The following is a 25,733-nucleotide window of genomic DNA, read 5'->3' on the forward strand; positions in this document are numbered from 1 at the left end:
ACATTTTTTCAAGTAAGTAAAAACCGATAACTTTTTATGAAAAGTGCTACCGGAAAGCTCACTATCTGCAAGTCACTGTCCCTCAGTATCTTGTTGTTTTCTCTTCTGACCCTATGCTCAAAAAATTTACTTGCCCAACCAGGCTCCCTCGATCCAGGTTTTTCAGCAGATGGAAAGCAAACGACGGATTTTGGGGGTTTTAGCGACGAGGCTTATGCTGTCGGTTTTCAAAGCGATGGAAAAATTATCGTTGCAGGCTATTCTTTCGTCACCACCGACGATTTTGCGGTTGCCCGCTACAATACCGACGGGTCGCTGGATGCCACTTTTGGTACTGCGGGAAAGGTGATCACTCCTATTGGAAGTTTTGACGACTATGGGTGGTCGTTGGCCATTCAGTCGGACGATAAGATAATAGTGGGTGGCTATTCATTTAATGGTTCCAACGAAGACTTTGCGTTGGTGCGCTACACAAGCAACGGTGCCCTGGATACTTCATTCGATACCGACGGAATTCTGACAACGGCTATTGGTACAGGCGATGACCAGGCTTTTGCCGTAGCTATTCAAAGCGACGGCAAAATACTGGCAGCCGGGAGGAGCCACAATGGTTCAAATTTTGACTTTGCGCTGGTGCGTTACAATACCGATGGTTCCCTGGACACTTCGTTTGACACCGATGGCAAACTGACAACCCCCAATGGGAGTGTCGGTGACGAGGCCTGGTCGATTGCTATTCAGCCGGATGGCAAGATTGTTCTGGCCGGTACAAGCACCAATTTACAGGCGGACTTTACCGTGGTGAGATACAACACAAACGGCTCCTTAGATACTGGCTTCGATACCGACGGAAAGGTGACGGTGAACATTGGATCAGGGACTGCAGATGACCAGGCCTATTCTGTTGCCTTGCAAACTGATGGCAAAATAGTGGTGGGCGGATCCCACAATTCCGGAAACCTGGATTTCGCTCTGACTCGTTTAAATAGCGACGGCTCTCTTGATACCGGGTTTGGCACAGCCGGAAAGGTCATTACCGCTGTCGGTATCTCACACGAAACCGGACGTAGCGTTGCTATTCAAGCCGATGGTAAAATACTACTGGCGGGCTGGAGTAACAATGGCTCCAACTACGATTTCGCATTGGTTCGCTATAACACCGACGGCTCGCTGGATGGCAGCTTTGGTACTGCGGGAAAAGTAATTACCCCTTTCGGCGCATCCAACGACCATGCCTATGCCATAGGCATTCAAAGTGATAAAAAAATCGTCCTTGCCGGGAGAACCAACGCCTCAACCTGGGACATGGCGCTCGCCCGTTACATTGCTGTCATCGACCAATCGATTACAAGCTTCTATCCCCTATCGGGCGTTGTTGGCACTGAGGTTACTATCACAGGAACCGGGTTTAGCACAACCCCAGCCGACAATGCAGTCGCTTTTAATGGAACGACGGCCATCGTAACTGCAAGCACAGCCACGACCATCACCACATCGGTACCCGCCGGGGCCAGCAGCGGCCCCATAACGGTGACAGTAGCAGGCAATACCGTGGCATCAGACGGCGATTTTTATGTCACCGCAGCATCCATTGCCATGGGCGATGGAAATTCCCAGGGTTGTGATTTTCAATTTACAGACTCTGGCGGGCAAGACGATTACGGATCGAGCGAGGATTTCACCTATACTTTCGCCCCTGAAAATCCCGGGGAGAAAATTAAAGTCTCCTTTTTGTCTTTTGATACGGAAACCAGCGAATATTTAATCGCCTACGACGGGCCAGATACATCCTCTCCATTCCTGAGCTATATGAGTGGATCCACTGTACCAAAGGAAATCATAGCAACGAGTGCTACTGGTGAGGTCACTTTTTACTTTCACTCCGACAACGATGGCGAAAGACCTGGATGGGAAGCACTGGTTTCGTGTGTAACCGACCAGATTACCATCGATACCCAACCTCTGAACTACACTGGTTGCGTAGGTGACATAGCCACTTTTGGGGTCGCAGCGAGCGGTACAACCAACCTCACCTATCAGTGGCAGGAGTCAGACTACGAAGGTGGCTGGTATGATTTGACTGATGCCGATGGTTTTTCTGGCACCAGCACTTCTGTTCTTTCAGTGAATACTGCAGCATATTTTGGTCAAAATTATTACCGGTGCATGGTTTCTGGAGACCTCTCATCTAATGCATTCGCTGATGAGGTATATCTCGAGATCGGACCAGATAAACCTGCTGCTTCTAACGTGGTCAATTGCGGGCCGACTTCTTTTACGCTCACAGCATCTGGAGGTGCTGAAGGGCAATTCCGGTGGTATACAACCTCGACCGGAGGCTCACCTATTATCGGAGAGACGAGCAGTACGTACACCACACCTCCCCTTACCAGCACAGCTTATTACTACGTTGCTATTAACGACGGCACATGCGAAAGCGAACGAAGCGAAATCCAGGCTGGCATTAGCACCTGTGAGCCTGAACCTGGGTTTGTTTGGGCACTTGGCGCTGGCTCTGGTGGAGGTACATCGGCTGCTTCAGAAACTATCTACACATCCGATGGCAACCTTCTTGTATTTGGGTCATACGGAGGCACCATCGATTTTGATACCGGACCCGGGGAAGCTATCGTTACAGCTACAGGCAGCGATGCATATATGTTCAAATTAGACCCTGATGGTAATCTCCTTTGGGTAAAAACCGCCCAGGGAACCGGAGTAACCAGTGTGGCTGCTGCATCCGAAGACGAAGTGGGAAATCTGTATGTCCAGTTCAGGTTCTATGGTACCACGGATTTTGACCCGGGTGCAGGGGAAGCCTTTCTCACAAGCGTGACAAGCTCTCCCAACAATAAAAGTGACCTGGCCATAGGGAAGTACGATGCCGACGGCAACTTTATCTGGGTGCGGCAAATTGGCGGAAATAGCGACGAATTTGGAGGTGAAATTACAACCGATGCAGATGGAAATGCCTATGTAACAGGAGCCTTCCGGGGCACCACCAGTGTTGGCGGCGTTTTCACGCTAACGGCCAGGGGGAGCGGTAGTACCGATGCACTGTTTTCCAAGCTTGACACAGATGGCAACTTTTTATGGGCCAAAAGCATTGGGTCGGACGCCACTACTGCTGGTAATCTTTACAGCGACAATGCTTCCGGGGTTGCGCTGGACGGCTCCAGCCTTTACATAACCGGGAGGCTACACGGCAGTGGCGTTGTTGACTTTGATCCGGGTGCTGGAACCGCTAACTACACGTTAACATCAGGCACCACTTTTATTTTGAAGCTGAATTCCGACGGAATCTATCAAAGCCACCAGGTAATCGAAAACAGTGGTGCTTCAGGTTCCATTGGTATCGACAGCGAAAGCAATATATATGTTTGCGGCCAGTTCGCTGGAACCATCGATATTGACCCTGGCCCCGCCACCTTCGAAGTGACGGGGACAGGAGATGTAAGCTCGTACCTGGTAAAATTGAACTCTGCCGGGAATTTTGTGTGGGGCTTGTCATTCGGCGGTCAATACAACTCGTTTGCAATGGGTAATATTATGATCGATGCTGACGACAACATTTTCGCCTCGGGGTATTTCCAAAGCACCACTGATTTTGACCCCTCTGATCTGGTGGAAAGCAGGGGAAGTAACGGCCTTTTTCTCAACACTTTCACTCTGAAACTGGACAAAGATGTCAACTTCAAATGGGTGATTGACATGCGGAAAATCGACGGGGGTTTTACTTCAACGAGTACCGGCCCATTAGCGCTAAGCCCCGAAGGCGATATTTACCTGGTGGGTGGTTTCGCCCGCCACATCGATTTTGATCCAAGTGAGTGCGTCTTCGAAATGAATAACGTAAACGGCACCGACTTCTTTGTCAGGAAAGTAAGCCCGGCTGTGCCCACTGTTTGTTTTGACGCAGAACCTGTTAATAAATTTGCTTGCACCGGCTCGACTGCCACATTTGCCACCACGGTACTTGGTACCGACCCATATAACTTCCAGTGGCAGAAGTTGAATACCTCAACTTCGATCTACGAAGACATTTCCAACGCCGGTGGGTATTCAGGAGTAACTACTTCCACGCTTTCCATTAATACCACAGGAGACTTTGGTGCTGGTACCTACCGATGTAAAGTATCGGGCAATACAACCATCGATGACTTTTCAACCAGTGCTGTGCTGACCATCGGCCCTTTGGCGACCCCAACAGCTACCGACGCAAGCACCTGCACGCCCGAAAGCGTAACGCTCACTGCCTCCGGCGCCACCGCCGGCCAGTATAGATGGTACGATGTTGAAACGGGTGGCACAGCCATTGAGGGAGAAGTGAGCAGCTCATTCGTCACGCCTGAGCTTTCAGAAACGACCATATTTTATGTAGCGATCAACAACGGCTCTTGTGAAAGCGAAAGGGTTCCGGTAACCGCTACACTCAATGCTGCGCTGGCTCCACCTTCAGCATCTGATGTCACAGTATGTGCCAATGAGGCTGCCGTGCTAACGGCCTCGGGTGGTGCCGACGGGCAATACCGATGGTATGACGTTGAAAGTGGCGGTATTGCCATCAGTGGAGAAACAAATGGCATCTACACCACTCCTGCTCTTTCAGCCACTTCCACTTATTATGTAGCTCTAAACGATGGAAACTGCGAAAGTACAAGGACGGCGGTTGTCGCCACGGTAAACTCGCCTCCTTCCGCACCTTCCACAACCGATGCGGTGATTTGTGGATCAGGTTCCGCTGCCGTAACTGCCTCGGGAGCCTCAGACGGGCAATACCGTTGGTATGACACAGAAACGGGTGGAACTGCCATTGTGGATGAAGTGAACGGCACCTACACCACTCCTATCTTAACAGCCACAACAACTTATTATGTTTCCATCAATGATGGTTTTTGCGAAAGCGCCAGAACGGCCGTAACTGCTAGTATAAGCCCAGACGTGACGCCCCCGACAACGACGGATGTTTCTATCTGTGCGCCGGAAAGTGTCACCCTTACTGCCTCCGGTGGTGCGGATGGTGAGTACCGTTGGTATGACGTCGAAACAGCGGGAACTGCTATTTCCGGCGAGGTAAACAGCACTCTCACAACTCCCGTCTTATCAGCGACCACTAGCTATTACGTCGCTATCACCAACGGCACTTGCGAAAGCAGCCGAACACCTGTTACCGTCGAGATTGGCTCTGACGTCACGCCACCAACCGCTGCCCAAGTAAGCACATGCCCTGACGAAAGTGCGACCCTTACGGCTACCGGAGGAACCGACGGAAGCTACCGATGGTATGAGGTGGCCACTGGTGGCACTGGTGTACCCAATCAAGTCAATAGTACGTTGGTCACTCCTGCCCTGTCTTCCGATGCTACTTACTATGTCGCCATTAACGATGGCACGTGTGAGAGTACCCGGGTGCCAGTGGCGATTTCGCTGCTACAGGAAGTAGCAATCACTGACCAGCCTGCCGACCAGACGGTGGAAGTGGGTGAGCCTGCCTCCTTCTCGGTCACTGCTTCAGGCAGTAACCTAACCTACCAGTGGCAAAAAGACCTGGTGAATCTGGAAGGAGAAACAAGCGCCGACCTTGCTTTGCCAGCAGTAAGTCTCGAGAGTGAGGGAAGCTATTTATGTATTATTTCAAATGATTGCGGCAGTCTGGTCAGCGAGGCGGCCATTTTAACGGTATTGGAGCCCGTTGTAGGCCAAAACGGGGATGAGATCATCGTCTACAATGCTGTAGCACCCAATGGCAACAACAAAAACGAATTTCTCAAAATAGCCAACATCGAAAGTCACCCGGGTAATTCCGTAGAAATCTACGATCGCTGGGGCGTGAAGGTGTTTGAGGTATCCAACTACGATAACCAGGACTCAAATGCCAGGTTTGAGGGACGCTCCAATGTTGGGAGCAGTCTCAATCTGGTTGAAGGCACCTATTTCTATCTTGTTCAGGCCTCAGGGCAAAAACTGACAGGCTTTTTACACCTAAGAAGATAAAATGAAGAACCTCCTCTGCTTATCCGGCCTTTTATTTGTTGTTCAATGCTGCCTTGCCCAGCAGGATGCGCTCATGAGCACCTATCAGCTGAACCAGCTATTTATTAATCCATCGTACGCTGGAGTGAACGATATCACCAGCTTCGATTTGCATTACCGCAGCCAGTGGGGCAACTTGAAAGGAGCCCCAAGAACATTGCTTTTTTCAGGGAATACCTCCTTGGTCGACAACCAGGTAGGGTTGGGTGTGTCGTTGCAGCACGACAATATTGGTGTGATCGAAAAGTCCGACATCAACCTGGCGCTGGGCTATAAAATCAAGCTGGACAGCACTTACAGTTTGTCGTTTGGTTTGCAAGGTGGTGTGAATGCGCTCAACTATAATTTTGGCAAACTAAATCTGGATGATCCTTCTGACGAGGATTTTGTTTTCAGTGGCCAGTCCTACTCCAAGCCCAATTTTGGTACCGGCATCTTTCTTTCCTCCAAAAATTTTTATCTGGGGCTTTCTGCCCCAAGGCTCCTCAAGGTAACCGAAGACCTTGACGGTGGCGACCAACGGTACCACAGGCAGCTGTATGCCTCCAGCGGACTCATCTTCGACAAAATACAGGCGGTAAAGCTAAAAGCATGGACGCTCGTACGCTATAGTGCCGACACTCCCCTCTCCCTTGATCTTGGAGCCAGCGTACTGATGCTGGATGTAGTGTGGGCCGGCCTCTACACAAGGAGCTTTAATACAGTTGGCTTGAATGTCTTCTTTATGGCCGAGGGTGGCATCAGGCTGGGCTATTCGGGAGAACTCGCCACCAACAGTTTGGCACCCTCGAGCTTCAGCACTCATGAAATCACACTTGGCTATGACCTCAGTCTGTTTGCTAAGCAGGTGCCAAAGGTGAGGTATTATTAGGAAATTAAAAAAGCCGACAGACTGTTTATCATGAATTATCACTTCTAAGCAAACTCATTGCCAACGGAGTTATTATCTTCGTTTACTATTAAAATATAATTGCACCTAATTCACTATCTTCAGTAAATCAGACTTAATAAGGAGATCAAATTATTTTCATAAACAGACAACTTTTCCTCATTAATACCCTTGATATATTGGAATCGACCACCCAAACCTACTATCCCACCCTCAAGCAATCGTTTGGATTAATAGGCCTCCTCCTGCTTTTTTCTCTGGCCGGAGCTATTCCGATGATCATTATCAAAGGAATGCATTTGAACAACGGTGTTTATGAGCAGGTAGCCCAACTGGCTATGTATGTGATTTCGTTTGCTCTTGTTATCGAATTGGCCTGGAAAAAGATTCGGAAACAAGGGCTTTGGGATCCAACTCCTAAACGGCAAATGGTTGGCATGGAAATAATTGCAGTACTACTCACAATGACGATTGCCACGATCATCATTGTCGATCCAATTATAGAGCTTATTCCCATGCCGGAATACTTCAAACGGCTTTTCGAAGAGCTTATGAAGCCGGATCTGACTAGCTTTCTCACATTAGTTGTTGCTGCGCCTATTCTCGAAGAGCTTCTTTTCAGAGGTATTATTCTTGAAGGACTTCTTAAAAACTACAGCCCACAAAAAGCCATCATTTGGTCCGCACTTATTTTTGGAATCGCACACTTCAACCCCTGGCAGGCAATTGGCGCCACAGCAGCAGGCGTCTTGATTGGTTGGGCTTATGTCAGAACAAACTCCTTAATCCCTGGTATCATCATACACTTTTTCAACAACCTGTTTGCCTTCGCCCTGATGGCATTCATTAGCGGTGATGTAGAGGACATGACATTGCCTAATTTGATCGGGAATGATGTGGTATACCTGGCCATACTTGCTATTGCCCTGGCAACACTTGTAGTTGGCTATCGCTTTATTGAGAAGTGGAGTGAAATGAAAAGAACCAAGAATAAACAATGATCAGACTTAAAATCACTTCACTTGCAAGGATATGATAGCTGGATCGACTAGTTCATCTGGGTACTCAATGACCCAATTTAATTTGTGTGAGACCCCAAAACCAAGCCTTGGAAACGGACGACCATCCTAACAGTAATTGTATAAAGACTGCAAGAATGAAGCACTGACTTTGACTACTCTGCATTGGCATCACCCCCAAGCAAAATCAAAGGGTGTCAGAGAAAAAGGTGGACATGACGAAGAAAAAACTCCCGATTCTTCAGTCAATTTATTTGCGTATGCGCTTTGGAAAGTTGTGGAGGAAACTGGCTTTTTTTTGATTGTAGATGCTGAATGTACCTTCGTCTTTAAGTCGTTATTGGTTCCCAATACCCCTCTCTCGGTCCGTAATGGTTTTTCGAATTGTCAAATCCGACTCAAGCCACAAGCTTCTTACGTCGCTTAATCTCTACTAGTGGATGTTTCAGAATCGCTTCGTAGATAAAATATCAATATTTCATATATTTATGGTCATACCTTTTACATAAAAAAGTACGAAAATGATATAAATATGTCACAAATATGTTACCCTTAAAAAAACTAGCTGAAAGAGTTGATGTTGCCAAACAAGGATCAGATTCCGACTTCTTCAGTAATTTGTTATATAGTGGTGAACAAATCACTAAACTTGTTGGGGTCACGTTGATTTCTTTGCTCGAAGTCGATCCCCAAGATATTAAGTACTCGCTAATACATAAAGCGGTAAGGGCTAACGGGATTGGTGAATGGGCCGACATTATTGAACAGATAATAAATGGTCCCTCGTCTCACCTCCTTAGCCCCAAGGCTGCAGAAATTAAGAAAGAGCTTTCGCAAAAGTTAAGTAATCCGTCATGGCAATTTGGAGCGCTATATGCGTTGCAGCTATGCCACAATGAAATAACAGAAAATTCACCATCAATTGGGACTAAAATTCAACTGAAAAATTGGTTTTCTCATTTCGCAAGAATAAGGAATAAAACAAAAGGGCACGGGGCGCTTCAGGTTGATAAACTATCTAAAATATCAGTCAACCTTGAAAAGTCATTAAAACTTATAACAGAAAATTTTATCTTATTCAGACTGGATCATTTTATTCTAAAACAAAACCTATCGGGAACGTACAGAATTACCTCAATTTCCAACAAGCAAAGCAAGATGGAAGAATATCTTGCTACTACTAAAAACTCTGAGCTCAAAGACGGAGTATACCTGTTTCTTGATGAACCTTTTCATATTGAACTTCTTTACTCCAGTATAGAAGCTATTGACTTTTTTCTTCCCAATGGAGGATTCAATGGCAACACTTTTGAAATCTTGTCTTATATAACAGGAAATATTGAATATATTGATTGTAAGCCATTCCTGAGGCCTCCTGGTAAGCTTCCAAGCAGTGAGACAGAAGGTCACGGAGACCTAGAGATTATCGGAAACACTTTTTCGAACATCCCCTCATATGCAGGTATATATATCAATAGGGTCACACTCGAACAAGAGCTAGAAAGAGTTCTGTTAATGCAAGATCGGCACCCGGTCGTGACCCTTTTGGGAAGAGGAGGCATAGGGAAGACTTGCTTAACAATCAATGTTCTGAACAAAATATGCCTTACCATGAGGTATGCGGCAATTGTATGGTTTAGCGCTAGGGACATTGATTTACTTGATCAAGGGCCCAAAATAGTTACACCAAAAGTACTAGACGAAAAGGACATTGCATTAGAGTATTCGAGGTTATTGGGGCAAAAGGACTTGCAAAGCAATGACACTAAAGCTTTCTTAGAATCGGAACTAACAAAAAGTAGTTTCGGACCAACGTTGTTTGTGATGGACAATTTTGAAACAGTAAAAAACCCTCTTCAAGTCTACCAATGGTTGGATACATACATTCGGGATCCGAATAAGGTTCTAATTACTTCAAGATTTAGGGAATTTAAAGGGGACTATCATATTGAGGTAACTGGAATGGGAAGAGATGAATTTGATCAATTAGTGGAGAAGACAACCGCTAAACTTGAAATTTCTAAACTATTGACTAACGAATATCTTAATGAACTTTTTAAGGAGTCTGACGGGCATCCATACGTGGTCAAAATTATGCTTGGCGAAGTCGCAAAAGAAGGAAAAATAGGTAAGGTTAAACGTGTATTGGCTGGGAAAGATGACATACTGATTGCGCTATTTGAGCGCACCTACAATCAACTTTCCCTAATTTCTAAGCGAGTTTTTCTTACGCTAACCAATTGGCGAACTACACTTCCGCAAGTTGCCATTGAATCTGTCCTGAAACGGGAAGAAGAAGCTCCTCTAGATATTGAAAAGGCTATTGAAGAGTTGCATAGATTCTCCTTTATAGAGCTCATAAAATCAAATAGTGATGGCAGTATTTTTGTATCGGTTCCATTGACGGCATACGTTTTTGGAAAAACAAAACTAAGTGTGAGTGATTTAAAAGCAAAAATTGAAGTTGATACACAACTCTTATATTTGTTCGGCCCCGGAAACAATATTGATACAAAATATGGACTAAAACCTAGAGTTGAAAGATTCTTTAAAGAAATTGCCACCAAACTCAGATTCAGCAAATATTCACTAAATGAAACCTCTCCTGTTCTTGAGTTTCTTTGCAGAAGATATGCTCCTGGCTGGGTTCTTCTGGCTGACTTATTTGAAGAACTAAATGAATTTGAAAAAGCTAAGTCGGCTTTGCAAAATTATCTTCAACTTCCACTTTCCGCCAATCAGAAATTATCGATCTGGAGTAGACTTGCGAATCTATGTTGCAACAAAAATGACTTTAACGGTGAATTTCATGCTCTAGCTGAGATTTGTGACTTAGACGGCGTCCAGTTCTCGGATTTAAACAATGCGATTCAAAGAATCTATGACATTCTTAGGCTAGGGCAACCGAGCACGTTGCATGAGGCTGAACGCATTTTTTTATTGAAAAAAGTTACAAACTCAGCCTACAAGAGAGTTCGTACCGGCGAAGGAACCAGTAGTGATTACACTAGACTTGCAAGAGTTAGTCTTTATTGTAAAGATAAGAAAACAGCAACCCAACTAACCAAAATGGCTCTTGAAAAAGACCCAATAAATCGTCACGCAATTAATCTAGCAAAAACACTAAAGCTCAAAATCAAAATTATTGACTGACCTTTTCCGTTCAGGAGACATTTTTGTCCTTGCAAACTAAACAGCACACAATGGTAAAAATAAAAAAACCTACCTCACCCCCATCTCCTCATACACTATCGTATGGATCGTTGGTCTTACGGCCAGGTCGTAGATGGCCGTGCTGTTTCTAGTTGGGTACACCCGGTTGGACAGGAACACATACATAAAGTCGTATTCCGGATCAAGCCAAACGAAAGTGCCTGTGTAGCCGGAATGCCCGAAGCTGCTTGGAGATGCCTGGCGGGCGACGCTGCTGCTTCTTTTGTTGTATTCAATCAGCGGCTTGTCGAAGCCGATGGCCCGGCGGTTGCCCTCCTCGCAGAACTGACAAACAGAAAACTTCTCGATGGTTTGAGGCGAAATATAGCGCTCGCCTCCATACGTACCCTCATTGAGGTACATCTGCCACATGGCCGCCAGGTCGTAGGAGCGGGCGAATAGCCCGGCGTGGCCCGAAACACCATCGAGCATGGCAGCACCCTCGTCATGCACCACGCCATGCAACTGTGTCATGCGGAAGTAGTTGTCGTTCTCTGTCGGTATAATACGATCCAGGGAGTACTTCCTTCCCGCATTGTAACCGAGTGTTGTCCCTCCTATTCTATCATAAAAATTCGCATTCAGGTATTCCTGAAAGTCAGTGCCAGTCAACGTTTTTACGATATCCGGATACAGGTAGAAGCTCATGTCGGAATAGACATAGCCGGGCTCTGGATTGAGCTTCGACTTTTTGATCTTCTTCAGCAGTGTTTTTTTGTAGTCTTTGTACTCATACAAATTATCTGTGAGCTTGATCGGATAATCGGCAGAGGGTGTGAGTGACAACGTATGCCGTTTGTAGCTACTATCTTTTTTGTACGCTGATTGATAGAACGGAATCCACGACTTTAGCTTCGCCTGGTGCGTAAGAATATCAATGAACTCCAGCTTGGCTTTGTTTGACCAGCCGAAGTACGGATAGTAGTCTTTGAGTCTGGCATACAAATCAAACTTGCCATCATCGTGCAGCTTCATGATCGCAGCCAAAGCCGCCGTAATCTTTGTTACCGAGGCCAGGTCGTATATGTCCGTTTTCTTCACTTCCAGCAGACTGTCGTAGGTGTGAAAACCGTAAGTTTTGTGGAAGAATACTTTCCCCTCTTTGGCCAGCATCACTTGTCCTCCGGGAAAGGCTTTTTTCTCAATAGCCAGTGTCATGGCGCTATCAATTCGGGTTTCCAGCGTCCTGCTGTTGATCCCAAGTTCTTCCGGCAATGTAAACTTAAAACGCCCGCCACCCTCTGTCGTCAATCCGTAACCAGCAGGCCAGCGGTCGTTCACCGTTACAGGCAAGCGTCCTTTGGCTCCAATGCCTCCGAAAATTAGCTGAGCTGCCATGTCTTCGGCTATAGCGTGCTCCTGATAGGTCGTAAATACAGCATCTGCCTCTGCTATCCAGTCGAGTTTGGAAAGCGTATAAGGATTCCTCATGGCCGCTACCACGGTTACTTTGCCTTCGACAAGCTCTTTCAAAAACGCCTGCACGTCGGCTGACATCCCTTCCCGGTTATTAGCCCGGAGCCCGGAGTGCAACCCAATGAGTACCATGTTGTAGCTGCTAAGGCTGTCTTTCACCCTCCCGATCTCTTCCGGCGTGGCCTCGTTGGGCAGTGTCAGGTGCGTCATTTCGGTATAATCATTCAGGCGCTGCTGAAATGGGGAAAGGGACTCTACTCCTATGCTTAGACTGGCAAGCTTCAGCGTATCCAGGCGCTTTAGCGGCAACAGACTATTGCGGTTTTCCAGAAGCGTAACCGACTCCTCAAAAAGCCTTCTATTCAATAGCTCATCATTTGGTTGGTGCAAATCTTCAAAAACCCCTTCAGTACTTACTGGCATCCACCTGGTCATACCCGTGGCATACTTGCCCATTAAAATCTTTTTCACGCTCTCTGCAAGCCGCTGCTCTGTGATTTCCTTCCGGGTCACAGCTGCCTTCAAATACTCAAACGCTGCATCTACATCTTCAGAAAATTCAAGGGCATCGTTACCTGCCAGAAAAGCCTTTTTCTCGAGTTCCCCAGAGGCATGATACTTCGTCACACCTTTCATATTGAGCGCATCAGTGTAAATGATTCCCTTGTACCCCAGCTTGTTTTTCAGCAAGTCCGTGACCACTGGTTTCGATAGTGTAGTCGGCAAATTGGGCGTGTCGTCGAGCGTCGGAATTGACATGTGCGCCACCATAATGCCCGACACATTGGCCTCAATCAGCTTTCTGAAGGGATAGAGTTCGACGCTGTCAAGCCGCTGCATATCGTGCTTCACCACCGGAAGGTCGTAGTGAGAGTCGGTGCCTGTGTCGCCGTGCCCGGGAAAATGTTTCGCCGATGCCAACACTCCCTGGCTTTCGAGCCCCTTCACATAAGCCACCCCTCTTTTGGCTACTTCCTCCCTGTTCTCTCCAAAAGAGCGATAGTTGATCACTGGGTTGTTGGGGTTATTGTTCACATCCACCACTGGCGCAAAATTGACCTGCGTCCCTACTCTTTTTAGCTGCCGGGCAATCGCCTGCCCCATTTGCTCTATCAATGTAACGTCTTCAATAGCGCCCAGCGTCATTTGATAGGGGAACGACATAGTGCTGTCGAGCCGCATGCCTACGCCCCACTCCGCATCCATAGCGATGGACAAAGGAAGTTTGGCTTCTTGCTGTAGTTTGTTGATCAAGTTGATTTGCCTGACCGGGCCACCCTGAAAAACCACCAAGCCTCCAACATGGCGCTCTTTGATAAGTCGGATAAGTTCCTGGGTGTGGGCTTCGTCTCTGTTCGAATATGCCGCTATCATGAGTAGCTGCCCAATTTTCTCATCAAGTGTCAGGTAGGAATAAACCGAATCTACCCACGCCCTGGCTTTATCTACTTCGTTGAGTTGCTCAAAGGGCCGGGGAATGGCAGTCTGAGCATAAGTCGAAGTGAAATGAAAAAAGACAAGAGAAAAGAAAAAGGTAGCTCGCAGGTAGGTTTTAAACATCATCGATCAGGTTTACTAAAAATATAATTCTACTTAGAAGTTAGTCAGCAGGCAAAACCCATTAACTAAAGCTTCTTAACGCCCAATCCGGGCTTATCAGTCAAACTCATCATGCCATCTTTGATGGTAAAGCCGCCTGACACCACATCTTTGGCCAGATCGAGGCTGCCATCGAGGTCTATATACTTTGTGTGAGGGCACGAAAAGGCCACATGCAAACCAGCTGCAATGCTGATGATGCTTTCGTCGTTGCAGCCCCACATCAGGTCAATGCCCGCTTGCTTGGCAATCGTAGCAATCTCCCTTGCTGGCCGAATGCCACCACATTTCATCAGCTTGATATTATAAATACCTGCTGCCTTGGGATTATTAGCGAGATGAAAAGCATCTGCCGGGCCCACCAGTGATTCATCGGCAGCCACCAGGTTCTTTACATAATCGGGAAACTTCCGGTACTCAGCAATGGCCGACTGTTTCAGCGGCTGCTCTATCAGCTCAATGTCAAGGTCCTTTGTCGCACTTACATAAGAGATCGTTTCGTCAAAATTCCATCCCTGGTTGGCGTCGATCCTTATCAGCGCCTTATTCCCAATATGCTTGCGAAGGGCAATTGTTCGCTCGATGTCCTCCTCTATCGTCTTACCAAGTTTGACCTTGAGAATTTTGAAACCACCTTTAATAAAATCATCTGCCTCTTTGATCGTCTCTTCAATACCCATAATACCAATGGTAACCGAAGTAGCCATCGATTTGTGGTGAACACCCAGAAAGTGAACCAATGGCACACCCAGGGATTGTGTGAATAGATCGTGCAGGGCCACGTCGAGTGCTACTCTGCATCCCGCACTGGAAGCAAAATGGGTATGTATTCCATTGAGCAGTTCGTAAAAGCACGAAACGTCGGAACCTTTCAGAAAGGAGAGATCACTGGAGGTTAAAGTTTTATAACATTCACCTACATCCTCATTCACCACATACTTACTGGGATTGGCCACGCCCATGCCAACCATACCGTTGTCTGCCACTAGCTCCACAATCACGTTTTCTACCGAATCCACTGTTTTGTAAGAAATGGAGTACGGCTTAGCCAGTTCCAGATTTTCCTTGCGGATATTAATTTCCTTTATTCGCATTCTTTCGTTTGATCAACTCTCTTATTGGTCCTAAAATGTCATCCACTCCTCTTTCTACCGGCAAAGCCACCGGAATACCCAATTTTTGCTCGTACTCCTCTTTGTGCCGGAGCGCCTGATCAATAGTAAGGCCTCTTGTGTTGAGCGTCACCCCAATGACTTCCTTGCCATACATTTTTATCAAAGCAATATCCTCAGTAATTGGGGGTATCTTGGCATCCAGGTACTCGAACCCATCGTAGTGAACCCTGGCGGGAGCATGTTGCAAAACCACACCGTCCACGTCGCCAGAAAGCAAAAACTCGGAACCGCATGGCCCGCTAATGTTGCGCAAGGCTGCCTGACCTTCAATCACCATCAGGTCTGGATTCAGGTCCCTGTCACAGGTTACGAGGGCATTTTCCAGCTCGCCCGACACATAGTCGTTGTAGGTGGAGTCCAGGATAAAGCCGTACTTCCAGCCTTGCATCCACCCCGTTTGCCCCGTGTAAATCATTTCTGAAATCATACCCTCCTTACGGATGGCTTCCACAATGAATTTGGAAGTAGTGCGCTTTCCAAGCCCGCAGTCCGTGCCCATCACTGCAATTTTGGCCGATTTAACTTTGTATACGTCACCCGTCCAGAACTTCAGGTATTTCCGTTCCCTTGGTTGCCTGATGTCGTGTATTGTCACGCCTTTTTCCTTGGCAAGTGTGGCCAGCCTTTCGTTGTCGTTGAGGAACGAATGCAAACCACTAACGACATCCATGCCATTCTCTATGGCCGTCACCACGTCTTCCTCCATGGGTTTTGGTAGCTGCCCGCCCTTGGGAGCCACGCCCACCACACAGTTTTCGGCCTTGCCGCCTGCAGCTATGAAGTCTTTAACGGTTTTGTAAATAGGAATTCCTCTTTCTCTACCGTCCAGCACCGTGCCGGCATCCTGGCCAAAAAACACTGGATCGATGACAGCGAGGATATCATATCTGACAGATCCTCTGATAAGCCCGTGGGCAGTTTTGGCCGACTTCGTATCGAAGCTGCCATTGGACAATACGATTGATTTTAATTGCATAGATTGTGAAAAGACAAATAACAAACTCCAAAGCACAAAGAAATTCCAAAAGCCAAAGTTTAAAAACCCAAATGGCACATCCGAGGTAAATCAGCCACATGCGGTCAGCAGATGGTTCGATTGCTTCGGAATTGGCGCCTATTTGACATTTGTCTTTCGTTATTTGGCGTTTCCGGTCTTCGGTGTAAATTTTACTAAAATTCCACACTCTTCGTTCATAAATTAGAATTTTTCATTGAAGCATTATTTATTCGGGCAATGGTAAGGATAGCAGCTACAATAAACCATATGAAAAGAAAAAGTACAGCGTTCCCTGCTGATAGGTCGAAGTCTCTTGACTACCTGTGGCTTACGTTGACAGTAGTGCTCCTGGTCGCTCAGTTTTCCTGCTCGCCGCAACTTGTGATCAGCAAAAAAATAGTATTGAAACAAATGGTCAGCAAGTCGCCGGATTTCGCCGATCATTTTACTGGCTTTGTGCTGTATGACCCCGACACGAAGACTTACCTCGCAGAGCAGAATGGCGACAAGTATTTCACACCTGCCTCCAACACCAAACTATTCACCTACTACTCCGGCCTCAGGTTGCTCGGCGATTCCATCCCAGCCCTGAAATATGCCGAAGCCAACGACACGCTTTTCTTTACCGGGACCGGCGATCCTACTTTTCTGCATCCCGACTTTGAATACCAACCGGCGTTTGACTTGCTATCAGACACCACCAAAGCACTGATATGGCAGCCCGAAAACTACAAAGACCCTGTCTTCGGCCCAGGCTGGTCGTGGGACGACTACCTGTATTATTATCAGCCAGAAAGAGCCGGCCTTCCTATCTACGGCAACTTCGTGAGGTTTAGCATGCTTCCGGGAGATACGACGCCCAAGGTAAACCCTCCCTTCTTCCAACAGTTTGTGGAAGCGAGACCTTTCGAAAAGCAAAGAACATTGGTAGAAAGAGACCTTAGCTACAACTCTTACCTGTTTTTTACGCCGGAAAAACTGGATACAGTTGAAAGAGATGTGCCTTTCAAATACTCATTTTCCCTTGGAAGGGAGCTGCTTCAGGACACCTTGAAGAAGCCTGTCGTCTTTGGTTACAAGCCGGATAGTTTACAATGGAAAACCCTCAAAGGCTATCCTTCGCAAAAAGTGTATCAGGCCATGCTTTGGCCAAGCGACAACTTTATTGCGGAACAGATTCTGGTGATGTGCTCTTCAGGCTTTGGGGATACACTTAGCGGCAACAATGCCTTGTGGTTTGTGAAGAACAAATACCTCAACGATTTGCCAGATGTGCCTATATGGCATGATGGCTCTGGGCTATCGAGATACAACATGTTCACGCCACGAAGCCTGGTGGCCTTGCTGGAGGAAACTTCTACGCTAGTTGAACAAAAGGAGTTATTCAGGACGCTGGCTATTGGTGGACAGGCTGGCACCATACGCCGATGGTATGCTGGCGAAACAGAGCCCTATGTTTTTGCCAAAACTGGCACCTTGAGCGGCGTGCACTCACTCAGCGGATTTATAAAAACTAATTCAGGCAAAGTGCTGATCTTTAGCTTTATGCACAATAACTACCCCGGGTTTACTAACCCCATCAGGGAGCAGATGCAGGAAGTGCTGGAGTTTATAAGGGACAAGTATTGAGGAATTTGAGATTTCTGATTTGAAATTAACGGTTCGCATAATTTCAAATCAGACATCTCAAATCAAAATCTTCGTGATTATTCAGTTTCGTATTCTTCCAAAATACCACCAGTAAGGCGCATTAGCTCCACTTCTGACTCCACGAGATTGTACTTGGTCTGTAGTTCACTCAAGGCCGAACGCAAATAGTTCAATTGCAAATCACGGAAGTCGAAAGAGCTGATCGTTCCATTACGATAACGATCCTCACCCAGTGTCAAATTGAACTCAGCCGTTTGTCTGTTTTCAATGGCAATCTGGTAAAGCCGTGCCCGAAGGCGATAGAACTCCAGTGTATTGATTAGATTGTTCTTTAGGCTTTGTTTCAACTCATCAACCCTGATAGCGGCGATTTGCTCGTTGACCTTTGCATTTTCAATTTGTCTACGGATTCTACCTCCGTTAAATATTGTAAAGCTGAGCGTAAAGTTGGCGTTGTAGTTGGTGTTGCCCGATTTTATTCCAGCCTCACCCACATTCCCATTTAGGAAAGTGGCTTTGGTTAGGTTCTGAACCTGGTTGTTGTCCGATCCCCCCAATGTCATTGATATGCTAGGATACATCGCCGACCTGGCAATGCCAATATCTCTTTTGAAAATCTCCTGATTGATGTACTGATTCTTTAGGTTGCTGTTGTTCGCCACCATTCTTGCATACAGCTCATCCAGCGTAAATGGCTGAATTTGCACCGTCAGTGAATCGGTCAAATCGTAGCTCGTTTCCACATCAATACCAAGCAGCAGGTTCAGGTTTCTTAAGGCATTCTGAACATTGTAAAGCTGGGTAATGTAATTGGAAGAATCGGTCAGGTAGGCGCTTTTGTCCTGAAGAATGTCAAACGTAACGGCGCTTCCCAACTCCCCCTTGAGCTTGCTATAGTTGTATTTGTCCTTAGAAAGCTGAAGGCTGCGTTCGAAAATAGTCAATTGCTCTTCCTGAAGACGAACAGTATAGTAGGCTTCTACTATGCCCTGTATGCTGTTTTCAATCACAATAGTCGCATTCCCCACACTCTGCTGCTGTAAGAACTCCAGCCTCTCCTTGGTGATTTGAACATTAAAGCCATTGAAAAGTGTCCAGTTAAGCGACAAAGAAGGTTGCAGATTTCTCGACTGAATGGCTCCCTGCACAAAAGAAGTTGGGTTATTGATTTCAGTCCGGCTGAATCCCTGTGAAAGGTTGAAGGTTAGCGACGGATACAAACCAGCCTGCCCCCATGAGTTGTTACGGGTGGCAATATCGATATTCTGCTTTTCAATCTTAATAGAGAAGTTATTGTCCAGGCCTGTGGCAATCGCTTCAGAAAGCGACAGTTCCGTTATTTTTGGTTCTTCGGTCTGCGCATAAGAGTTCAGGATGGCCAACGCCATCCCGAACGTTAAGAGTATTTTCTTCATTACAATTGTTAGATCAATGATTAGTTAAGGGCGTAGCCCTTTTTCATTTCTTTCACTGCAGGCTCCACCTCTTCTTTGTTAGGCTTCTCTCCACCAAATAGCAGCCACTTGGAGTATACCCTGATGTCGTTCATCACCATCAAAAACACGGGGAAGAAGAAAAGGATAAACAGCGTTCCCAGTGCAACCCCATAGGCAATAGATATGGCCATTGGGATCAGGAACTGAGCCTGGAAGCTTGTTTCAAGAATGATCGGATAAAGCCCGGCAACTGTAGTAGCCGATGTAAGCACAATGGGTCTGAATCGGCTGGTGCCGGCATCAACCACAGCGTCATGCATATTCATGCCTTCCTTAAGGTTCCTGTTGAACTGATCCACCATCACCACGGCGTCGTTGATAATCACGCCCGACAATGCCAGCATGCCATAGGCGCTCAGAATTGACACCGTTTTGTCTTCAATCCAATGACCAAAAATGGCGCAAATGAACCCCAGCGGAATGAGTGCGAAAATCATAAAAGGCTGCAAATAGGACCTTGTAGTCAGCATTAGCAACAAAAGAGTGGCTATCAAACACAACCCAAAGATCACAGCTCCTGAATCAAGTTCCCTTGAGGCACGACGCTGCTGGCCTTCGAAAGAGTATTCAAGTGAAGGATGCTTCGCCATGATAGGCGGCATAATGTCAGCGGTAATCTTTTCTATCAACGGCGGCATAGAGGTAGTATTGTTCGCCAGGTCAGCTTCTACCCTCACCTCCCTTTTTCCATTGAATCGATTAATGCTCAACACACCTCTTTCAACTTCGTAACTGGCCAGCTGCGACAACGGATACTCTGACCCATTAGCTGCTCTGATCTTCATCGATTCTAACTGGCTTACATTGATTCTGTCCTCTTCAGGGTAGCGTACCCAAACCCTTACCTCGTCGGTACCAATGATGAGCCTCTGCACCTCTTCACCAAAAAAGCCCTGGCGAATTTGCTGCGTAATATCCTGATGGTTCAACCCCATAAAATAAGCCAAGGGCTTCAGTTCCAGCTTGATTTCCCGTTGGCCGATGGCCGAATTATCAGTGATGTCTTTCAGCAGGTCAATTCTCCTAAGGCTTTCCTTCAGTTCTGTTTTTGCCTCCTCAATTTCATCAATAAACTTGCCTTTCAGAGCAATGGAAACAGGTTTTCCCCACCGCTGAGCAGCCCCTACCGTAAAGTTCTCAGCCTCAGGAATAGGCCCGATTTTTTGGCGAATCCGGTTGGCAACCTCGAACGCCGATATTTTCTTGCCTTCGAGGTCCTCAAAATTAATTCCAACATATCCCACATGGCTGCCGCTGCTGCTTCTGCCGGCACTGCTGCCTATAATTATATCTACAGATGAGAAAAATGGCTCCGTCAAACCGGCCTCTTTTTTCATTTCGTCATGTACCTCCCAAACCTGATCCTGAAATTTTCTCAGGTAATCTTCGGTAATGCCTTCTCTCGTGCCGGGTTTGAGCATCAAGTCGACCTGAAGGTCGTCGAAAGGCGTTCGGGGGAAAAACTCGAACCTTATCAAACCACCCTGCGACATCCCCACCACCATCATCACAAACACCAACGGGCCCATCATCGCAATCCATCTCCAGCGCACGAGGAACTCAAGAGAGTTGCCGTACAACTTAAATCTGACAAAATCGATGCCTTTCTCCATCGTGGTTCTGAACCTGTCGTATAGCGTGTCGGGCTTCCTTTTCGACAAAATAGCTTTAGAAGCCAGGTGAGAAGGAAGTATAAAGAATGCCTCTACCAATGAAAAGCCCAGACAGGCAATTACCACCACGGCCATTTCATAGCTAAACCCTCCATTGTCAAGAAAAATCAAGGTCACGAATGCGAGCATGGTGGTTGACACTGAAGTGAAAACCGACGGCATCATTTCAAGCGTGCCGTCTACGGCAGCCTGTTCCGGTGTTTTTCCTTTTTCGAAATGGGTATAAATATTTTCAGAGATCACAATGCCGTCGTCCACCAGAATGCCCACCACCAGCAGCATTCCAAACAACGACATCATGTTAATGGTAATACCTGCCATGGTACCTACGACGAACATGGCCAGAAACGAAATTGGAATACCCGCAGCTACCCAAATTGAAAGGCGCAAAGAAAGGAATAAACCCAGGGTGATCATTACAAGTACCAGGCCGAGCACAAAATTGCTGGTAAGCAAATCAATCCGCTGGGAAAGCAAAGAATAGAAATCAAAGTTGGTAAACAATGTCACATTCTCGTTCTCAGCATTGAAATCTGTCACGTACTTGTCCAGAAATTCAGAAATCGCCAGAAGATCTTCCTCTGGCAGCTTGCTCACAGCCACATTGACAGCTCTTACATTGTTGCTGTAGTACTTGTTTGGTATATCTGCAAAGCCCAGGGTAACTGTGGCGACATCCTTCAATAGCACACGGGTGCCGTCAGCATTCGCCTTCAACACTATGTTACCAATGACCTCAGGGTCATAATCTTTGGCATTAGCACGGATCCTTATTTCCTCTTCGGAAGTCTTTATTGTTCCGCCCGACACATCCCGGTTGTTGACACGCACAGCATTGGCCACCTGCGTAAATGTGATGCCATACCGGGAAAGATTTTCCTCAGGCACTTCAACGGAAATCTCAAGGTCAGGAAAACCCGACACTCTCACCTGAGTGATCAGTCCCGATTTTAAGAAATCATCCTCAATTCTTTCTGCAATGGTCTTCAGCTCCATCAAAGGCACATTTCCTTTCAGACCGAGGAAGGAAGCCATGCTGGTGGACTGCTGTTTAAATACCGTAGGCTTTTCGGCACCTACCGGGAAGGAATTGATCCTGTCTACAGCGTTTTTCACTTCTGTGAGGACTTCGTCCAGATCGTAGTTGGTGGACGTCTCGATTGTGATAGACGCAGAGTTTTCGCTCGAAACCGATCTTACCTCCACAATTCCCACAATCCCTTTCAATGCCTCCTCTATCTTGATAGTGATGCCTTCCTCCATCTCCTCCGGAGCAGCACCCGGGTAGGAAACGGACACCGTAATCATGTTTGGCGTTCTTTCAGGGAAGAAAGATTTCTTCATGTTGAAAAAACTGGCCAAACCCAGAAGAAATACTGCCAGCAGTATTACATTAGACCAAATCGGATACTTGATAAAGAATGATAAAAGTTGTCTCATATCTTCTGGCGTTATTTAATGATTTCCACTTTCATTTTCTCAAAGGCATTCAAAGGAGCCTCAGTAACAAGTGAATCTCCTTCCTTCAACCCTGTGATCAGGTAAGTGTTTTGGTTATTTTTCAGCACTGAAACAGCTCTGGTGCCCAGCACTCCGTCGTTATACACAAACACTTCTCCTTTGTTTCTAACAACACCCCTTGGTACTTCAATAGCGTTGTCCACGACCTTGCCTGGAATCACCACCTTAAGATATAATCCGTCATACAGTGCCTGCTGTTGATTGTTTTGAATAGAAACATACACATGGAATGTCTGCGTGGTAGGGTCTATATAGTCCGTCATTCTAACGATCTTTCCTGTAAGTGAAGCCGATTCGTCCTCACCTTTTATAACCTTTACCCTTTTGCCCAATTCCACAAACTGGATGTCTCCAGCTTCAATGGGTACTTTGATTTCGAATGCATCTGTGCGAAGAATCCTGCCGATATTAGACCCGGGATTCACATAGGTGCCTGGCTCGATATTAACAACGGAAATGCTCCCATTGTAAGGAGCGATCATATAGTGCTTCCTAAGGTTTTCCTCCAGACCACGAATAGTATAGAACTCGCTGAGGATGTTCTTGGTGGCCAAAAAAGTCTTTTCCTTGATATCAGCTATTTCCGGAAGCTCAGGAAGTGGAGCATCTGTTTTTATATTGCCAAAATATTCCTGCCAGGCCGGAAAGCTGCTGCTGTAATCCACTTTTAGGTCCGGAAGTATAGAGGCAATAAGATTAAGAAAACTGCTTTTTCTTGCCTGGAGGTTTAGCCTCGGCTCCACGTCGTTGACACGCACCAGAAGTTGCCCCTTTTTAAAATTCTGGCCTTCTTTTAGAGGCACATCTCCCATGATCAGTCGGCCACCCACCTCAGCCAACAAGTCGATAGGCTGAGACGAGCCCACCCTTCCATAGGCTTCAATTTCCGTTTCCACATTCTGGAAAGCTACTTCTCTCACTTTTACATAGTTGACAACAGCAGGGGCCTCTTTTTCAGGGGGAAGTTCCTTTTTTGCCGCCAGAAAGCTGTAAAGGCCAATGGAGCCAGTCACCATTAACACGACAACCAGAAACGCAATGAGTTTTCTTCTTAAAGACATAGAAATTTATAGGTCAAATGATATTACTTACGTATGTGAAGGCCTTCTAATGCCAAACAATGGATTCAATCTTTACAATAGGCTCTATTCTCAAATAAACCCGCTCTGAGTGGGCTTTGTTTTCTGCTGTGGATTAATGAAAGCAATACGCCAACAGGCTGCAGCGCACTGTCTATCGGACGCAAAAAGCTTGCAAAGGTTGTTCAAAATACGGATAATTTTCCGGGTTTCGGACGATTGGCTAAATTATCGGGAAGTTCTACCAAATTTCATAGAAGAGTGGAAGCTGCCAGCGGAACTACCGGCTAATTGGCGGCTACAACTGTTGATATAACCTCTGCAAATAACTAAATTGAACGAGGCTCAAAGGTACAATCCACGGTCAAACTTTCGAATAATGGTTGACAAAGAGAAAATCCTGACCCTTCACCCCCAGGGTAAAAAGGGTGTCAATATCATGAAACATAAATATGATGTGATTTATGCTTTCATAGCCAAGAAGTTGAAAGACGGAAAACCCAGGACGTTTGAAAGTCTTGCAGACCAGGCAGTGAACGAGTTGACAGCCTCATTCGATGGAAAAGTGTTGTGGTATTTCGTTACTGTTAAGCTGGATATGGAGGCCAGAGGAATTATTGAACGAGTTCCTAAGACCAGCCCCCATCAGATTCAGCTAAAAAGCTAACATCATATCTTCCCAAACCTTTCAAATGCCTTCCGCTCCAATGCCTCTCTGTGATCAGGGTGGGCTATATCAATCAGCAAACGAGCCCTTTGATGCAGTGTTTTTCCGTACAGGTAGGCCACTCCCCATTCGGTAACTATATAATGAACATGGGCTCTGGTCGTTACCACCCCAGCTCCTTCCTTCAGAAATGGTACAATCTTGCTTTCTCCCCTGCCTGTGACCGAAGGCAGGGCTATGATCGGCTTTCCTCCTTTTGAATAGGAGGCTCCTCTTATGAAATCCATTTGTCCCCCCACGCCCGAGTAGTGCAGCGTGCCGATGGAGTCAGCGCAAACCTGGCCTGTGATATCAATTTCGATGGCCGAGTTGATTGATGTTACCTTGGGGTTGCGACGGATAGTGGCCACATCGTTAACAAAAGCGACATCGTAAAGATTGACCGAGGGGTTGTTGTCGATAAAATCATAGGTAAGTTTGCTGCCCATTACAAAGGTTGACACAATCTTGCCTCTGTTAATAGCCTTCATGCTCCCGTCGATTACGCCCGACTCAACAAGAGGAACTACTCCATCCGAGAACATTTCGGTGTGGATGCCCAAATGCTTGTGGTTGGTAAGCTGCGAAAGCACTGCGTTGGGAATGGCTCCAATTCCCATTTGAAGGGTGGCTCCATCTTCCACCATGCCGGCGATGTGCTGACCAATCTTTTTCTCGACCTCACTAATCGGAGGCGATGGCACTTCATGTATCGGCACTTTTCCGTCAACCAAATAGTGAAATTTGCTCACCGGTAAACAGCTGTCTCCGAAAGTGCGGGGCATTAGTGGGTTCACCTGGGCAATCACTACCTTGGCCGTTTCAATCGCAGCCAAAGTGGCATCAACCGAAACCCCGAGCGAGCAGTACCCATGTTTATCGGGCGGGGTAACCGACACTAGCGCCACATCTATTGGGAGGATATTCTCCCTGAACAGTCTGGGTATTTCGCTTAAGAAAATGGGGATATAGTCGGCCCGATGCTCTTGAGTGGCTTTACGCACATTTGCGCCAACAAACAGAGAGTGAACATGAAAGCTGTTGGCATATTCAGGCTTGGCATAGTCAGCCGAACCCTCCGTATGCAGGTGCATGATTTCCACGTTTCTTAGCTCGGGCGCTTTCGCCACCAAGGCGTCTATCAGAATCTTGGGTGCCGCAGCCACACTGTGAATAAAAACCCGGTCATTAGACTTTACAACCTTCAGCGCTTCTTCGGCACTTACCACTTTCCTTTCCATGATTGAGATGATTTATTTTGGTACAA

Annotated in this window: 13 protein-coding genes; 6 read left to right on the forward strand and 7 right to left on the reverse strand. The window is 46.7% G+C overall.

Annotated elements, in window-relative coordinates; all coding sequences use genetic code 11:
* Nucleotides 1-36 precede the first annotated feature (36 nt).
* The 4 genes from ACMVP2_RS27845 to ACMVP2_RS27860 all read left to right on the forward strand — a co-directional run bounded on the left by ACMVP2_RS27845 (nt 37) and on the right by ACMVP2_RS27860 (nt 11,094).
* Nucleotides 37-5,994 (forward strand): gliding motility-associated C-terminal domain-containing protein, encoded by a 5,958-nt coding sequence (locus ACMVP2_RS27845; protein ID WP_416866043.1) that lies wholly within the window; start codon nt 37-39, stop codon nt 5,992-5,994.
* Between the two features lies 1 nt (nt 5,995).
* Nucleotides 5,996-6,904, forward strand: a complete 909-nt coding sequence (locus ACMVP2_RS27850) for a PorP/SprF family type IX secretion system membrane protein (RefSeq protein WP_416866044.1) — start codon at nt 5,996-5,998, stop codon at nt 6,902-6,904.
* Nucleotides 6,905-7,101: 197 nt separating this feature from the next.
* Nucleotides 7,102-7,923 carry a CPBP family intramembrane glutamic endopeptidase gene (locus ACMVP2_RS27855; RefSeq protein WP_416866045.1) on the forward strand — a complete coding sequence of 274 codons (822 nt, stop codon included), beginning with the start codon at nt 7,102-7,104 and terminating at the stop codon, nt 7,921-7,923.
* Nucleotides 7,924-8,484: 561 nt separating this feature from the next.
* On the forward strand, nt 8,485-11,094 hold the full coding sequence (locus ACMVP2_RS27860) for an NB-ARC domain-containing protein (RefSeq protein ID WP_416866046.1): 2,610 nt from the start codon (nt 8,485-8,487) through the stop codon (nt 11,092-11,094).
* A gap of 69 nt (nt 11,095-11,163) precedes the next feature.
* Here ACMVP2_RS27860 and ACMVP2_RS27865 read toward each other — a convergent pair whose 3' ends face one another.
* The 3 genes from ACMVP2_RS27865 to ACMVP2_RS27875 all read right to left on the reverse strand — a co-directional run bounded on the left by ACMVP2_RS27865 (nt 11,164) and on the right by ACMVP2_RS27875 (nt 16,320).
* Nucleotides 11,164-14,133: a glycoside hydrolase family 3 N-terminal domain-containing protein gene (locus ACMVP2_RS27865; RefSeq protein WP_416866047.1), complete on the reverse strand. Its 2,970-nt coding sequence runs from the start codon at nt 14,131-14,133 to the stop codon at nt 11,164-11,166.
* Between the two features lie 62 nt (nt 14,134-14,195).
* The gene (locus tag ACMVP2_RS27870; protein ID WP_416866048.1) at nt 14,196-15,263 is read right to left on the reverse strand and encodes a mandelate racemase/muconate lactonizing enzyme family protein; all 1,068 of its coding nucleotides are present in this window, start codon (nt 15,261-15,263) and stop codon (nt 14,196-14,198) included.
* Entirely contained in the window at nt 15,244-16,320 is a 1,077-nt protein-coding gene (locus ACMVP2_RS27875; RefSeq protein WP_416866049.1) for a DUF1611 domain-containing protein, read from the reverse strand. Before ACMVP2_RS27875 ends, ACMVP2_RS27870 begins: the two co-directional genes overlap by 20 nt.
* A gap of 288 nt (nt 16,321-16,608) precedes the next feature.
* Here ACMVP2_RS27875 and ACMVP2_RS27880 point away from each other — a divergent pair, with 288 nt between their 5' ends.
* A complete protein-coding gene (locus tag ACMVP2_RS27880) occupies nt 16,609-17,970 on the forward strand; it encodes a D-alanyl-D-alanine carboxypeptidase/D-alanyl-D-alanine-endopeptidase (RefSeq protein WP_416866050.1) in 1,362 nt (453 codons plus the stop codon).
* A gap of 77 nt (nt 17,971-18,047) precedes the next feature.
* Here the strand turns inward: ACMVP2_RS27880 and ACMVP2_RS27885 are convergent, their stop codons facing one another.
* The 3 genes from ACMVP2_RS27885 to ACMVP2_RS27895 are packed head-to-tail and all read right to left on the reverse strand — an operon-like array spanning nt 18,048 to nt 23,742.
* Nucleotides 18,048-19,406, reverse strand: a complete 1,359-nt coding sequence (locus ACMVP2_RS27885; RefSeq protein ID WP_339792562.1) for a TolC family protein — start codon at nt 19,404-19,406, stop codon at nt 18,048-18,050.
* Between the two features lie 20 nt (nt 19,407-19,426).
* Nucleotides 19,427-22,600, reverse strand: a complete 3,174-nt coding sequence (locus tag ACMVP2_RS27890; RefSeq protein WP_339792563.1) for an efflux RND transporter permease subunit — start codon at nt 22,598-22,600, stop codon at nt 19,427-19,429.
* Nucleotides 22,601-22,611: 11 nt separating this feature from the next.
* Nucleotides 22,612-23,742, reverse strand: a complete 1,131-nt coding sequence (locus ACMVP2_RS27895; protein ID WP_416866051.1) for an efflux RND transporter periplasmic adaptor subunit — start codon at nt 23,740-23,742, stop codon at nt 22,612-22,614.
* Nucleotides 23,743-24,139: 397 nt separating this feature from the next.
* Here ACMVP2_RS27895 and ACMVP2_RS27900 point away from each other — a divergent pair, with 397 nt between their 5' ends.
* Nucleotides 24,140-24,427: a DUF6958 family protein gene (locus ACMVP2_RS27900; RefSeq protein WP_151997003.1), complete on the forward strand. Its 288-nt coding sequence runs from the start codon at nt 24,140-24,142 to the stop codon at nt 24,425-24,427.
* A gap of 2 nt (nt 24,428-24,429) precedes the next feature.
* On the opposite strand, the gene ACMVP2_RS27905 is transcribed toward ACMVP2_RS27900, so the two are convergent.
* Nucleotides 24,430-25,707, reverse strand: coding sequence for an acetyl-CoA hydrolase/transferase family protein (locus ACMVP2_RS27905; RefSeq protein WP_416866052.1), 1,278 nt, complete (start codon nt 25,705-25,707; stop codon nt 24,430-24,432).
* Between the last annotated feature and the right edge of the window lie 26 nt (nt 25,708-25,733).

It is taken from the genome of Imperialibacter sp. (assembly GCF_048007035.1).
GTDB lineage: Bacteria > Bacteroidota > Bacteroidia > Cytophagales > Cyclobacteriaceae > Imperialibacter.

Bases quoted from the DNA above. Each gene is read 5' to 3' on its own strand.
- ACMVP2_RS27905 (WP_416866052.1), bottom strand. From the start codon at position 25,707: ATGGAAAGGAAAGTGGTAAGTGCCGAAGAAGCGCTGAAGGTTGTAAAG.
- ACMVP2_RS27850 (WP_416866044.1), top strand. From the start codon at position 5,996: ATGAAGAACCTCCTCTGCTTATCCGGCCTTTTATTTGTTGTTCAATGC.
- ACMVP2_RS27890 (WP_339792563.1), bottom strand. From the start codon at position 22,600: ATGAGACAACTTTTATCATTCTTTATCAAGTATCCGATTTGGTCTAAT.
- ACMVP2_RS27845 (WP_416866043.1), top strand. From the start codon at position 37: ATGAAAAGTGCTACCGGAAAGCTCACTATCTGCAAGTCACTGTCCCTC.
- ACMVP2_RS27880 (WP_416866050.1), top strand. From the start codon at position 16,609: ATGAAAAGAAAAAGTACAGCGTTCCCTGCTGATAGGTCGAAGTCTCTT.
- ACMVP2_RS27895 (WP_416866051.1), bottom strand. From the start codon at position 23,742: ATGTCTTTAAGAAGAAAACTCATTGCGTTTCTGGTTGTCGTGTTAATG.
- ACMVP2_RS27860 (WP_416866046.1), top strand. From the start codon at position 8,485: ATGTTACCCTTAAAAAAACTAGCTGAAAGAGTTGATGTTGCCAAACAA.
- ACMVP2_RS27870 (WP_416866048.1), bottom strand. From the start codon at position 15,263: ATGCGAATAAAGGAAATTAATATCCGCAAGGAAAATCTGGAACTGGCT.
- ACMVP2_RS27900 (WP_151997003.1), top strand. From the start codon at position 24,140: ATGGTTGACAAAGAGAAAATCCTGACCCTTCACCCCCAGGGTAAAAAG.
- ACMVP2_RS27875 (WP_416866049.1), bottom strand. From the start codon at position 16,320: ATGCAATTAAAATCAATCGTATTGTCCAATGGCAGCTTCGATACGAAG.
- ACMVP2_RS27885 (WP_339792562.1), bottom strand. From the start codon at position 19,406: ATGAAGAAAATACTCTTAACGTTCGGGATGGCGTTGGCCATCCTGAAC.
- ACMVP2_RS27865 (WP_416866047.1), bottom strand. From the start codon at position 14,133: ATGATGTTTAAAACCTACCTGCGAGCTACCTTTTTCTTTTCTCTTGTC.